General features: G+C 56.7%; 8 protein-coding genes and 1 pseudogene. 4 read left to right on the top strand and 5 right to left on the bottom strand.

From position 1 onward, the window contains the following. Positions 1–276 precede the first annotated feature (276 nt). Positions 277–1,350, top strand: coding sequence for a nucleotidyltransferase family protein (locus ATU_RS22820; protein ID WP_010974230.1), 1,074 nt, complete (start codon positions 277–279; stop codon positions 1,348–1,350). A 346-nt stretch (positions 1,351–1,696) separates the two neighbouring features. On the opposite strand, the gene ATU_RS22815 is transcribed toward ATU_RS22820, so the two are convergent. The 3 genes from ATU_RS22815 to ATU_RS22805 form a co-directional block, all read right to left on the bottom strand. After that, positions 1,697–3,361 (bottom strand): type IV secretory system conjugative DNA transfer family protein, encoded by a 1,665-nt coding sequence (locus ATU_RS22815; RefSeq protein ID WP_010974229.1) that lies wholly within the window; start codon positions 3,359–3,361, stop codon positions 1,697–1,699. After that, on the bottom strand, positions 3,358–3,666 hold the full coding sequence (locus tag ATU_RS22810; protein WP_035258773.1) for an anti-sigma factor antagonist: 309 nt from the start codon (positions 3,664–3,666) through the stop codon (positions 3,358–3,360). Before ATU_RS22810 ends, ATU_RS22815 begins: the two co-directional genes overlap by 4 nt. A 186-nt stretch (positions 3,667–3,852) precedes the next feature. Further along, positions 3,853–4,779: a nucleotidyltransferase and HEPN domain-containing protein gene (locus tag ATU_RS22805; protein ID WP_010974227.1), complete on the bottom strand. Its 927-nt coding sequence runs from the start codon at positions 4,777–4,779 to the stop codon at positions 3,853–3,855. A 636-nt stretch (positions 4,780–5,415) separates the two neighbouring features. Between ATU_RS22805 and traA the strand changes: the two genes are divergently transcribed. The 3 genes from traA to ATU_RS22790 all read left to right on the top strand — a co-directional run bounded on the left by traA (position 5,416) and on the right by ATU_RS22790 (position 11,356). Then, a complete protein-coding gene (gene traA / locus ATU_RS22800) occupies positions 5,416–9,216 on the top strand; it encodes a Ti-type conjugative transfer relaxase TraA (protein WP_010974226.1) in 3,801 nt (1,266 codons plus the stop codon). Between the two features lie 842 nt (positions 9,217–10,058). Next, complete coding sequence (locus ATU_RS22795) at positions 10,059–10,646, top strand: hypothetical protein (protein WP_010974224.1); 588 nt, start codon at positions 10,059–10,061, stop codon at positions 10,644–10,646. Between the two features lie 167 nt (positions 10,647–10,813). Then, positions 10,814–11,356: a hypothetical protein gene (locus tag ATU_RS22790; RefSeq protein ID WP_010974223.1), complete on the top strand. Its 543-nt coding sequence runs from the start codon at positions 10,814–10,816 to the stop codon at positions 11,354–11,356. A gap of 34 nt (positions 11,357–11,390) precedes the next feature. On the opposite strand, the gene ATU_RS22785 is transcribed toward ATU_RS22790, so the two are convergent. Then, on the bottom strand, positions 11,391–12,269 hold the full coding sequence (locus ATU_RS22785) for a citrate synthase (RefSeq protein WP_236762346.1): 879 nt from the start codon (positions 12,267–12,269) through the stop codon (positions 11,391–11,393). A gap of 1 nt (position 12,270) precedes the next feature. Continuing rightward, positions 12,271–12,819, bottom strand: a pseudogene (locus ATU_RS22780) (hypothetical protein); the annotation flags it as partial. Between the last annotated feature and the right edge of the window lie 340 nt (positions 12,820–13,159).

Below are 13,159 nucleotides of genomic sequence, written 5' to 3'. Positions count from 1 at the left end.
GATGCGTCTCCTCTCTCGAGAGAAAACATGCGTTGGCGCCAAATCTATCGATCGACCTTACTACTACTTGGTTTGGGGTCGAAGGAGAGGACGACGGCATTTAGGTCTGGCAGTTGCGGCCGTCTACAGTCTCCGCTCGACGGCCTGCATGCAATGGTGTCGAAGCGAACCAGTGTCCACTTTCTGAATGAAAACGACGTGGTCTTGCCTCGCTCCATTGACATCTGGCAGCATAGTTATAATGTTTTTGCAAATTCATTATAACTGGATCGGGCGATGAAACAGATTGACCTCGTTTACAGAACGGCGTTCGCTGAACTCGCGCAGCGGACGTTCGATGCACAATTTCAGGCAGATTTTCCCCTTGAAGGTCGGTTTGTTGCCGTTCCGGTCAAGGGCCGCAATTATTGGTATTTTGATCTCCCTACTCCCGAGGGTAAGGACAAGAGACGCTATGTCGGCCCGCAGGATGACGTCGACATCACGGCTCGGGTGAAAGCCCATAGGCAAGTCAAAGACGACATCCGGGAGCGGCGCAAGCTCGTCGGCATGCTGCTGCGAAGCGGTGGCATGTCCGCGCCGGATCGCTTCGCAGGTGAAGTGACTAAAGCACTCGCTGACGCGGGCCTATTCCGTCTGAGGGCACTCCTCGTCGGTTCCGTGGCTTTTAGCTGTTACTCAGGCCTCCTTGGCGTTCGTCTCCCTGGTACCTCTATGCAAACAGGCGACGCGGACTTCGCGCAGGACTTTGCGATCTCGGCGGAAGTCGAGGACAGCCTGCCTCCAATCCTCGATCTCCTGAGATCGATAGACAGCACGTTCAGGGCGGTCCCGCACCAGGCCGATAACGCAAAGGTGGTGGCCTTTTCGAATTCGGTAAACTACCGCGTCGAATTCCTGACGACCAACCGTGGATCGGATGACTACACGGGCAAGCCGTCCCCAATGCCTGCCCTTGGAGGCGCGTCTGCTGAAAACTTGCGGTTCCTGGACTTCCTGATCTACGAACCCGTAAGAACGGTATTGCTGCACCGGGAAGGCGTTAGCGTGAATATCCCCGCTCCCGAGCGGTATGCCATCCACAAGCTGATCGTTGCATCCAGGAGGCGCACGGATGCCCTCGGGCGAGCCAAGAGGGATAAGGACCTCGTACAGGCCTCGCTGCTGTGCGAGGCGCTCGTGGAGACGCGACAGAGCCATTTGCTTGCCGATGCCTACCGCGAAGCGTGGACGCGCGGAGAGGCGTGGCAGGAAGGGATCCTGTCGGGCCTCGTATTAATGCCAGACAACGGCAAGCTCGCGTTGGCAAATGCCCTTGGTGTCACGGTAGACCGACTGGGTAAGGCGTAGGGACATGGAAGCAGAAGACAGCACATGCGACCCGGACCTCGCCAAAGATGCGGCGACAGCTCTCGTTGTCGCTGGAGACATGCAGCACGCCTCCGTTTTCATGCCTTTGCAGCAAGACGCACGCCTGTCCTGCCGCTCACTTCGGCGCTATGGGGGAGCGCGTTCCCGTCAGGACAGGCTGGATCACCCCGTTCATTGCTGCAGACGTTCATACCGACCCGTTTCCAATTCCTTGACGATTGGAATTATCAGTCATGATAATTGGAAGTCCACGCCGAGGAGATCCAAGGGCCTCCGATACAAGGTTGCGATGCGAATGCCAGCCTGCCTGTTTGTCACGCTACCGTCAGACTGGATCGAACATCTGCCTGAACTCCGGATCGGCAAAATAGGCAAGCTTTTCAGCAAAAATTGGTCGTTGCCCGGCCAGGAACAGCAATTGTCCGTTCGCCGGCAGATTGCGCACTTCATCAGGGGTGAGTAGCGGCCGGCCGGTATGTTGCTGGCTGTAGGTGATCCCGGTCTTATCGGAATAGAGCGCTCTCGCTATGGTCTGGAACACGACCGTTTCCTGTCCGAGCAAATCAGAGATGAGGCGGGCGCTGTCATGGTCGTTGACGCCAAAGACCTGCAGCACGCCGGCGTTTGACAGAAAGGTTCCGGCGCGGTGACCATATGTGGCACGCAGCTGATGGATGTCCTGGAGGATGGGCCAAAGCTGGACACCATAACCCGCCATCACACCCATCGCGCGCTCGACTGGTGCCAAATGCCCAAGGGATGCGAACTCATCGAGCAGATAGAGAACCGGTGTCGCCGGCTTTGTCGGATCGCGGGCCATTTCGAGCAGGCTTTGGGAGACAAGCAGTCGCAGCCAGCGCGAATAGGTCGAGAGACGATCAGGGGGAAGGACGAGGAACACCGTCACATTGCTGCGCTTGAGATCGGCAAATCGGAAATCCGAGCGGCTGAGGACGGCCGTCATGCGCGGTGAATCAAGAAAATGCGTATGGCGTTGGGCTGCGGAGAGAACGCCTGCAGCTTCGCGATCGGATTTTCCAAGGTGGCGGTTTGCGGCGCGCGCGACAAGACCTCTTGCCGCATCGCTTTCCTGCATACGCTTGAGCAGCGCTGCAAACTGTTCAGGAGCAAGGGTGAGATAGTCGCGAAGTGTTGCGAGGTGCCTGCCACTCAAAGGCTCATCTGCAACGATCTTGAGTAGCAATCCGGCAATCAGTGCTTTTGCCTCCTCGTTCCAATGCGCCTCGCCTGCCATTCCCGGTTCGTCGAACACGAGAGCGTCGGCAAGGGTGTTGGCGTCGTCGGCGACATCGAGGCTGTGGGGATCAAGCAGGGCAAGGGGATTGAAGGCGGCCGAGGATCTCCCGGTGACCCCGAAAGGATCGAGCACATGAACCGGGCCGAATTTCTGGCGCGCACGACCGGTGATTCTTGCATTCTCACCTTTCGGATCGACGCAGATCACGGAACGGTCGGCGGTCAACAGATTTGGGATGATCGTCCCGACACCCTTGCCGGTGCGGGTCGGCGCCATCGTCAGGAGATGGGCCGGGCCATCATAGCGCAGAGGTTTGGCTGATTTTGTATCACGACCAATCAACAGGCCGGAACCGGATGAGGTGAGAGCGGCTATCTCCTTGTCTGTCGCGAAGCGGGCGGAGCCATGGGTATCATCGTCATCATCCCCGAAATGCAAAATCAGTGGAGTAGTGATGAACCAAAAAGAGATAACGGCAAGCGCCAGCAGGGTTAAGAGACCTGGGATGATGTGGACAAGCGAGCCCCGCTCGAAACCCGTTTGCTCGAGGAAATGACCGCCACCCATGCCGATCACAAAGTTGACGTTGAACAGGATGAACATAAATCCAAGGAGCCGTTTCCAGATCCGGAAGGGCATGGTGATTAAAGCCAGGAATGCCCAAAGCGGATCACGCGCGGCGGCTCGCATCATGTTCTTGAATGCGTCCCGAGAAAGTCGCAACCGGTTCATGGAGCGCCCTGCCCGCTGTCGCCATTCTCTGCTGTGCCCGTCAGTCCTTGTCCGATCAGATCGGCAAACAGCGCCTTGTCATTGTCACGCGTCAGAAAGCCCGGCAGTTCGCGGCGTAGCCAGTCATCGAGCTGTTGCTTAAACTCCTGATCATTCGCGGTCTCCAGGTGATGCAGAACGAGCGAGCCGATCAGGACCTTGCGGCGCATATCGTTGTTGCGCTCGGTTTTCGAGAGACGGGCCTTGAGGGCGGAACGTTGCGCATCCAGTTCAGCCAGGCGCTGTTCGATTGTTTTCCTTGCCACGATTGTTCCTTTCGATTGCGGTCGCATCGGAACTGCCGCTGTTGACCACGGCTTCGTTCCTGGAAGACGACCAGTTTCTATGAGGAGATCGACATAGCGATAGCGAGAGTTGGTTGGACCGTATGGTTCATGACGCTGCGGTGGCTGTTACCTGAGTTCAGGAAAGTTTGTGCTAACCCGTGAAGCTCAATCGCTGGAATTTGCGGCTTGTCCTGCGGCATGTTCGAGCTTTTCGATGTGCTCGCGGCAAAGCGTCTCAACCAGCTTATGAAGTTCCGCGGTGCGCTCCTGAAGCCAGGTGAGCGCCTCTTCGGAAACCTCGAAACGCTTCGAATAGCGTGCCTTAACGTAGGCCTCATTCAGGATGTTGTACCATGTGGTAAATCGCTGACGATCGCGCGGCCAGATGTCGATCAGACGGCGATCACGACCTTCGGAAAGTCCACGCAGGAATTTGAGGTTGTGCGACGCAGGCGAATAGTTTGTCAGTGTCAGGAGGTAGCAGTTGTAGGCGGTCTCCACTGCCTGATGGAGATTGAAGGCGGCTAGGTGTAGGTTACCTTTCGCAACGAGATATTTTGCTACATCAGCGAAATCTCGCGCATCCGGGAGGTGCCGCAGAAAATGATCTTCTGCCACCCTGAGTGCATCGGCAGGGCTGAGCGGTTTCGGTTCAGCCAACGGCCTGTCGTCGAATTCGTAGAGGACGATGCCTTCACGAGCGAGATCGACAAAGAAGGGTTGGCCGTCATTTAGAAAATTGCTGATTTCGCGAGCGCCGTGCACGATAAGACCGACAGGTGTCTCGATCTCCTTGTCCCACATCAGCCGGTCTGTTGTTTTGTCCCAGTACTTGGGATCGGCAAGTTCCTTGTTGCTGACGATGACGAGGATATCGAAATCCGAGCGGTAGCCTTTCGACGTATGCGGTTCATCCACCCAGGTGCCACGCGCGTAAGAACCGAACAGAATGATTTTGAAAATCCGCCCATCCTTCTTGGCGTCAGACTTGGAGCGCTCCACCAGATCAGCAAACTCTTCCTGAATAATTCCGACGACGCGCGCGAGTTCGCGTTGCTTTCGTTCTGGCAAATGTTCAAGGCTGGTCTTCATGTCTGCTCCGCTTATCGACGGTGTCCTGTACGGGCCATTCCAGAGGCCTTTGAAACTCCGATTTTTGGTAGCCACCAGGCGAATGTCTGTCTTCCTGGACGATGCACATTCGATCTTGCGGCAACCGGCTCTGATTTGTGCAAATGGTATTGGAATACCCGCATTCCTCAATAGCGAACATTCAATGGTACTTTATCTCAGGTTGTATCTCGCTTTCCGTTTTTTTTTCCAATCGCAGGTACTGCGGGCGCAATACCGTGGCCGACAGAGCGCAGTATTGAGGTTCTGAAGGACCGTTCACGAAGGCATTCTGTCCAACCGTTGCAGCAAGATGCCCGCCTGCCCTGCCCCTCACGTCGGCGCGCTGCCGCAGGTCCTCACGATGACCGCATTCCTCCTTTCGTCCAGCTCCCTGATCCGTTGTGCGATCGGCTTGCGCATATCGCCTCCCTGATTGAGGCGTTTGCGTCCCCTATTCAAACACAAGAAATTGCCAGTTGGCGACTACTACTTTTAGTAGTCGAAATCGCTGTTCGATGTTGCTAGCGTCGCCACCGGTAAACAGACAAGGGCGCACTTACGACTTGCAGCGCGTTTGAGCGTTTGGTCTCCCCGTTTGCGTATCGGAGATTTCGTTTGGCGATTTATCATCTCAGCACCAAACCTGTCTCGCGCTCATCTGGCCGCAGCGCTGTCGCATCCGCCGCCTACCGTTGTGCTGTTCTTCTCGTCAATCAACGCGATGGCCTTGTGCATGACTTCACCCGGAAAGAGGGTGTGGCGCATAGTGAGATCGTGCTGCCGCAAGGCGTGTCTGCCGGCTGGGCTTTGGATCGCTCGACGTTGTGGAATGCTGCCGAGTTTGCAGAAAAGCGAAAGGACGCCCGCGTCGCGCGCGAATTCGAAATCGCGCTTCCGCATGAGCTTTCGCCAGAAGGGCGACTGAAGGCTGCGCGTGCCTTTGCTCAGGATCTGGCAAACCGCTATGGCGCGGCCGTGGATTTTGCGATCCATTCGCCGAGTGAGCATGGTGATATCAGGAACCACCATGCGCATGTGCTGATGACGACGCGACAGGTTGGCAAAGCCGGCCTTGGCGAGAAGACCTGTCTTGAGCACAAGAACGCACGGCTGTTGGCAAATGGCATGGCGACAACCGACATGCAGCTTCGCGATATCCGGCAGTCATGGGAAGGAATCGCCAACCGTCAGCTTCAACACGAAGGCCTGGACGTTCGCATCGATCATCGCTCGCATATTGAGCGCGGTCTTGAGTTGTCGCCGACCGAACATATGGGCGTGCATGCGTCGCAGATGCGCCAGCAAGGAATGGCCGTCGAGCGCGGGCGGCTGGATGACGAGGCAGCACGGCAAAATGCCGCGCTGATCCGCCAAAAACCGGAACAGGTTTTGACGCTGATCAGCCATGAGAAGAGCGTGTTCGATCGCCACGATATTGCCAAAACCTTGCATCGCTACATCAACGATGACGCCCAAACATTCCAGAACGCCTTTGCGGCTGTTTTGGCATCATCAGCGCTCGTGGAACTTCAGGCTGAGCGCATCGATCCTGGGACAGGCAAAGTGTCCAATGCGCGCTATTCGACGCGAGAGATGATTGACCTGGAACTCGCAATGGCGCGATCGGCGGTAAGATTACATCAGGCGCAGTCCCATGGCGTCGATCCTCGCCATGTCGATCGCGCGATTGAGAGGCAGGATCGCTCTCTTCGGAGAAGCTCCGGCGGAATGTTAGCTGCAAGCGATCCGTCAGCGGGATTGTCGGACGAACAGCGTCATGCGATCAAACATATTACAGGTTCAGAACGCATCGCGGTTGTGGTCGGGTTTGCCGGCGCTGGAAAGTCCACCATGCTTACAGCCGCTCGTAAGGCCTGGGAGGCTCAAGGCTATCAGGTCCATGGTGCGGCACTTAGCGGAAAGGCAGCCGAGGGTCTTGAGGAAAGTTCCGGCATAGAGAGCCGCACTCTCGCGTCATGGTCTTACAGTTGGGACCAGGGCCGGAATCTGATCGGCAGCAGCGACTTGTTCGTCATCGACGAGGCCGGCATGGTCGGCAGCCGTCAGCTTGCCCGCTTTATCGGCGAGGCGGAAGAGCGCGGCGCAAAGATTGTTCTTGTTGGTGACCATGAGCAGCTGCAGGCAATCGGAGCCGGTGCACCCTTCAGGGCGATTGCCGAGCAGATTGGTCATGTCGAGCTTTCCGGCATTCGCCGTCAGCGCCATGATTGGCAGCGGCAAGCATCGGTTGCCTTTGCCACCCACAAGACGGCAGAGGGCCTGGCCGCCTATCGGGATCACGGCGACATCCATTTTGCGGAAAGTCGCGACGCAGCAATGGCGCAGATCGTGCGTGATTATATTGACGATAATGAGAAGCGACCAGATGGCACCCGCGTTGCCATGGCGCATCGCCGCGCCGATGTGCGCGCTCTCAATGCCACTATCCGATCCGAGCTTCAGAACCGGCAAAGGCTCGAGCGCAGCCTCGGGCTGAGCGATGGTCCGGACCGTGGAGACCGTGGGGATGTTGAGGATCGTGGGAACAGTGGGGATGTTGCAGAACTCACTTTCCAGACCAGTAACGGCAAACGCGCCTTCGCTTCCGGTGACCGGATCATCTTCCTCGAGAACAACCGCGACCTCGGTGTGAAAAACGGCATGCTCGGCACGGTCGAGGATGTCGAGAAGGGTCGGATCGTTGCGCGGCTCGATGGTCGAGGCGGCGACAGTGTCAGCATTCCAACAGACAGCTACCAGGCGATCGACCATGGCTATGCGACGACGATCCATAAAAACCAGGGAGCGACGGTCGATCGCGCTTTTGTGCTGGCGTCCAGCACCATGGACCGGCATCTGGCCTATGTCGCCATGACCAGGCATCGCGACAGCGTGCAGCTCTATGCCGACATTAAGGAGTTCACCAGTGCGGGCCGGCTGGTTGATCACGGCGTTGCGCCCTACGAGCATAATCGCCGGGCGCGAGAAAACTATTTTGTGACGCTGGAGAATGACAAGGGCGAGCGGCATACAGTGTGGGGCGTTGATCTCAATCGGGCCATGCGAGATGCATCACCCGCGATCGGTGACAAGATCGGACTGCAGCATGTAGGCGCCACGCCTGTTACGCTTCCGGACGGTACAAAGGCCGAGCGCAATGCGTGGCGTGTCGTCAAGGGTGAGGAACTCGCCTACCAGAAGCTGGCAAGCCGCCTGTCGCGTTCCGGCGCCAAGGAAACGACGCTGGATTACATCAGCGAGTTTGCCGAGCGGCGCGGGATCGCCAGCGACCCACGGATCGCAGGCGACCAAGGGATCGCGGATCAGCTCGGGCTCAAGAGCGAGATCGAGCTTGCGTCCGCCCGAAAAGACCGTCAAGAGGTCTTGTCCCGTGCGGCCCATCTGCAACGGGAGCAGCAGGATCGGCCATCAGAGCGTCAGCAGGTTTACGAGGAACGTGCCGGCGATCTGGCCGGCCCTGTTCGCCGCGGACACCCTCGTAGTCCGTTCGCCCGAGATATCGATGAGGGACAGCAGGACGACCGGGCAGAGGAAACCAATCGATATCGCCGGATCCGGTGGTCCGACCTCATGTCACAAGACGGCGCCGTCCCTCCCCCAACCGAAACTGTCGGCCAGCAATCGTCGCTTGAAACCGGTAGGCCCACTCCGCTTGTGCCAGCCATCACCCGATACCAACGCAGCATCGAAGAGGTGGCGCAGCAAAGGGCGTTGTCCGTCATCGATCAGCAATTCGATACGGTGGAATCTCTGGTGCGGCGCGTATTCCGTGATCCGGCCGAGGTCGCCGCAAGACTGCGCGCCGCGATGACCGAGAAGGAAGGCAATGGAAAAATCATGGCGAAAGCCATGGCCGGGCAGCCGGAGCGCTTCGGCGAGCTGCGCGGCGAGTCAGGTCTGTTCGGAAGCAACAAGGAGCGCAAAGAGGCGCTGCAATATGCGAGATCTCTCTCCGCCCATATCGGTTATGTCTCCGAGGCATGGGAGCGCCGGCTTGGCGAAGAACGTCAGAGCGAACAATGGCAGCGGGAACAGCGTGACGTGATCGAAGTGCCCGGTCTCACCCCGCGCAGCGCCGAAATCCTTGCCAAGGTGGAGGAGATGCAGGTCGAGAAGCGAGGCAAGTTCATCAAAGACCTGCGATCGTCGGCTGAGGGGCAAGCCGCGCTTGATGAGGCCAGGCAGGTGGCCGATGCGCTCACGCGGCGGTTCGGTAGTTCTGATCCTCGCAGGTTCGCCGAGGAGCTGGAGGCACGCCCGGAGCTCGCAAAACAGGCCGAGCAGATCCAGACAATCGCCCGCATGGTGCATCGGACACGCCATGCCGAGCTTAGCCATGACTACGCGCTGAAACGGCAGCTTAACCGGTCACAGGGGCTTGGATTGAGTAGATAGTAGGCGCCGACGACAGCAGCGTTAAATAGTGGTCGTCCTCGAAAGTGCGCCACGCTTCCAAATTTCCTCGGCGGCGCGATAGACCTGACCGGGCGCGACTGGAGAGAGCACTCCGTTTCTTTTGTATTTTCGTGTCGGGGCGCAGAACAGCTCGACGTAATCTAACATGTTCTGGCGCGCTTTGTAGCGTGAACGGTGGATCCTGCTGCGGGTCCGCTCTCGCATCAGTAGGTTGAAGACGCTCTCCGCCCCGTGAGCTCAAGGGCAAAAAGTCTCATGAGGTTGAATTGGTCCACCGGCGCAAGTAGGAAGCGGAGCTTGTTCTGGCAGGTGGTGACAAAACTGTAGAGGTTGAGACTTCTCGGAATGCGCGCCCCTTGGAAGAAGATGAGGTAGCGGACTGAGGAGGCGATGCCTCACCGGCAGATCCTGCGGCAAGGCCGTTGAACCGCCGTTAGGAGCTGGGGCAAAAGCGCGAAGCTGAGCGCAATTGAGACGAGCAGGAAGTTAAGATGAACCGAAGAAGCCTGCTTCACATAAGCCATGAGACGAATTAGCGGAGAAGTTGAGGCGTTATAGCGATATATGATTCCGGCGGCATTTGCGGTAGCCCTACTTTTCCTCGTGGTGTTCATGGTAGGCGCAGCGCTCGATATCGCTTGGGTCCACCTACAGCAATGATATCAGGTCATCGCCAGCCACAGGCCATTCTAATTGGCGAATAAAGCCGAGTTAGCTTGTCTTTTTCATTTGGAACGCGCGGGAGCTCTCAATTGCAGACGGAAGACCCTATTTCCTACAGCTTCACTACGCAAGTCGTGATGCATCGTGTGGGATCCACAATGATCACAACCGCCTACCTCATCGACGCCAAAGGCCTTTGGGTGACGCGAGCAGGATCCGCCCGTCTCATCCCGTGGACCTCTATTCGGTTCCTGCACGTTCACGTAACGAGTGGGGTCGGCACCACCGGGTTTCCAGTCTACAGCGCGCGTTTGCGGATGCTCTTCGCATGGAGGGACATATCCTCGCTGCATTGGCAGGGAGAGACACGTACCGATCAATCAGCCGATTACGTTCGCTTCATGGAAGAACTTATTCCTTTTGCAATCGCCCGTAACCCGCGTATTCGGCTCCGATACGGCGGCGACCCTATGCTGGAGGCGGCGATCCCTGGCGTACTCTTTCTCGTCTCTCTGCCATTCTTGTTCATACCGTTTTTGATCATTAAACCGCTCGGTGCTCTTGTTTCTGGCTTTAAATTTTTTGGGTTGAACAAATTCGGATCCAGGCCCGCAGTTGCTGCAATTATCGCGGGGCTTGGCGTGGTGCTCAACATGCTTCCCTGGTCCACGGGCAAACACTTCAAGGCCGATGATCTGCCCACCGCAGAACTTCCGCCGAAATATCGACAACACCAGCAGATCTGATTATCCGAGCGACGCCAATGACACAGCTCCACGAGACCGGCCTCCCGGAGGAGGTTGCCCCTGAAATCGCCTCGTGAGACGCCCAGTTTAGCATTGCAGCTACTTACAGTTTTAAGCAGCCCACGTTAGTTTTCCATTCATGCTAATCGGCAAATAGGGATTACGTAGTGACCGAAGATTCAGTCATCTTGTTAGAGAGAAAGTTCATCAAGGCATCTGTTGTCACGTATTTCACGGCATTTATTGTCGGAATTCTGATATCTGCGCTTCTCTGGTCTCGTGTTGATCACCTTAATGCAGCAGAATTCTGGATTTTTTGGCCCTTAAATTTACGCTACATTAGCCAAATAACAGCACATTTTGGCAGCATCGACGGCTGGAATGGATTTTTATTCTCTAATTACGTCATCAGTTCAATAATGATTATACGGATAATCTATCTTTTTTCAGTAGAACTTGCCAAGCCTCATGATAGCTTTACGTGGGGAATTACTAAAGTTCACCTCATGGTTATACCTTTCGCACTGATAGCTTTATTCCTCCCCTTCCGAGAAGGGCCACGATCCTACGGAATGACATTTTACGATGGTCCAGTTGGCAGCTCCCTAAAGAGCAATTTTCTCGTTGCGATTTTTTATTTCAGCATCACAGACCCGGTCGTGAAGTTCGTAAGCTGGCTGAAGTTCTCCTTTTATCCACGAAGTAATTAGATGGATTTTTCCTAGCTCTGCCCAAGATCGTGGGCTATTGCCCCATATAACGGGCCCGGGGTCGAATGAGTTTGTCATCCAGCTTCTGTTCCAGTGCATGGGCGACCCAGCCGACAGTTCGTGCTACGGCAAAAAGTGCAAGCGCCGCACCGCGAGGCAGCTTCAGGCTTCGCCGGAGGCTGACGAGCGCCACATCGCAGGTGGGCAGTTGCCCGGTAGTATCGTTCATCATTTGCAGAAGCTCGTCGCGTTGAGCATCCGGCGGGAGATAGAGCAACAGGCCAGTCGCTCGAGGGTCGCCGTCTGGATAGAGCGGATGACGAAAGCCGGGAATGGCTTCACCCCGACGCAAGCGTTCGTCGATGACCCGCTCGACATCCCCATATCGATCCAGCTCGTCGAATAAAATTTCGACAAGGCTTGTCATGCCGCCATGCAGGGGGCCGCTCAGCGCGGAAAGCCCCGCATTCAGGCACGCCCCCAGCGATGCGCCCGTCGAAGCTACGACGCGCACCGCAAATGCCGAGGTATTGAGTTCGTGATCGGCCTGTAGAACCAGGGCCCGGCGAATGAGATCCGCACCTGCCGCGTCCGTCTGCCATGCGTCCGCGAGGGACAGGTGAACTGCCTGCGTCTTCGGTTGGCTTGAGATGCAGGCACCGGCGATGCCCCGCAACAAGGCTGCGGCACCAGGCCAAAGACGCCGGTTGTCACGCCGCCAGGTGGTCACCCGGCCCGCTTCCAAAAGAGGGAGAAGCGCCTGGCACCGCTCTGTCAGTGGCAGATCTCTGACATAGTCGAGTACCGGCTGTGGCCACGGCGTTGGGGCAGCTTTTAGATCATCGAATGGATCAACTTCGCCGCAGTCCCATAGCAGCCGGGCAACGTCCTCAAGGCTCTCGTTCGCGAGTATCAGCACGCCCGGGCCGCTTCGCCTTTTCGATCGCCGCTTCCGATCGGGCCAACACCGCATCGATGGCGGCATAGTCGACGCCGGGAAGCCCTTCGGCTTCGTCGCTGTCTCTCCCCTCACCTTCTGCATTAGCGGTGACTGCGGGCCGAACGACCCCGGCTAGTTCCGAAGCCTCAACTCCGACCGAATTGATGTCCGACGTTTGTCGCAAAGACCGGACACCCTCTGCGGACAAGGCCCAGTCCGGAGACTGCGCGGCGATGCGCCGGCGGGTGCGCAACACGTCGCGGGCGATGGTGAGTTCGTGGGTGGGCGTGCGGATGTCGCGGGTGGCGTCGTGGAGGACGAGGTCTTCGAGATGAACGAGTTCACCGTCGATCCAGAGGGAAGCACAGGCGTCGGCGAAATTTTGCCGCTCGATAAAGCCCTGGCCGACCGGGGAGCGCGCAATTCGCTCGTCAAGACGTGCCAGAGCGACACCGGCGTCGAAAGCCGGCCGCATCAGGGCTGTCATGCAGATTTTCGTGAGATCGTAAGCCATTGAAATCATGGTAAATGATTTCTTAAACGAACTCTATCGAAATATTACAGTTCCTCACATGGTATGATTGCTGGTTGAAGTACTAACCATCGATAAGTACCCCATATCAGTAATAGATTTTTATTTCGATATAATATTTGCTATTTATATATTATACCGTAACAGAATAAATTTTTTATTAAAATGTACACGCCTTCTTATGAATTTGATCAGAAAGTATATTTCTGTCATCTAGCAGCCCGTTTACGAATCATTACTGCGAAGCCTAAAGCATTCCTGAACATAATCGCGTGGAGAAGTACTCAGTTTATCCAACGCTATTGCTTGAGTTTGCGTCTCGACCATCCTC

Origin of the sequence: Agrobacterium fabrum str. C58, assembly GCF_000092025.1 — a bacterium.
Classification (GTDB): domain Bacteria; phylum Pseudomonadota; class Alphaproteobacteria; order Rhizobiales; family Rhizobiaceae; genus Agrobacterium; species Agrobacterium fabrum.
The sequence above is the reverse complement of the archived record's forward strand: the minus strand, read 5'-3'. Positions and strand labels throughout refer to the sequence as shown.

Bases quoted from the DNA above. Each gene is read 5' to 3' on its own strand.
- ATU_RS22820 (WP_010974230.1), top strand. From the start codon at position 277: ATGAAACAGATTGACCTCGTTTACAGAACGGCGTTCGCTGAACTCGCG.
- ATU_RS22815 (WP_010974229.1), bottom strand. From the start codon at position 3,361: ATGAACCGGTTGCGACTTTCTCGGGACGCATTCAAGAACATGATGCGA.
- ATU_RS22805 (WP_010974227.1), bottom strand. From the start codon at position 4,779: ATGAAGACCAGCCTTGAACATTTGCCAGAACGAAAGCAACGCGAACTC.
- ATU_RS22795 (WP_010974224.1), top strand. From the start codon at position 10,059: ATGATCACAACCGCCTACCTCATCGACGCCAAAGGCCTTTGGGTGACG.